The 585-nt window shown below is 33.2% G+C and carries 1 protein-coding gene; it reads right to left on the reverse strand.

Going from position 1 to position 585, the window contains the following annotated elements; translation table 11 throughout:
- A partial coding sequence (locus tag ETC00_RS19555; protein WP_253264347.1) for a DnaB helicase C-terminal domain-containing protein occupies positions 1-585 on the reverse strand: 585 nt, incomplete at both ends.

Below are 585 nucleotides of genomic sequence, written 5' to 3' on the forward strand. Positions count from 1 at the left end.
TTTACCTTTCTTTCCAGAAGAAGATAAATCAACAGCGTCAAAATCTGAAGATAAAGACTCTTCTGATAAAGAAGTTTCTAAATGAATATCATCAAGTAATCTAATTCTATTACCTATTTCAAATGGATGGTTGAAATAACCTAAGTCGTTAGGGTCACGGTATCTTATTTTTACACGTTTAAACGTTAAATAGTATTGACCAGTACTTCTTTTTCTTTCAACGTTAATCACACAAACCCAGTCAGAGTTTTCTATAACTTCCCATGCACTTCCTACATTGGAACGTCCGATAAATCTACCTAAGTCTTCTTTGTTTGCTTCCATAGCAGCATCTACAACTGAAGCTGCTGTTCTGTTTAATTGGTGTGCTGTTATGACCGGGATATCTAATTCAGTAGCTAAGTTTTTCAACTCGTTAGTAATATTTTTCAACTCTTCTTTCTCATCTTTCCCTCTTTCTGTCGGTCTAATACGTTTAATATAGTCTAAAATAAGAGCTACAACTTCTTTACCATCATCTTCTATTTCTTCAATGATTGTGTATAAATCGCTAGTGTCAATGCTTCTATTAGGATAGTATTTAAT

It is taken from the genome of Brevibacillus sp. MCWH (genome assembly GCF_013096935.1).
Lineage (GTDB): Bacteria > Bacillota > Bacilli > Brevibacillales > Brevibacillaceae > Brevibacillus > Brevibacillus aydinogluensis.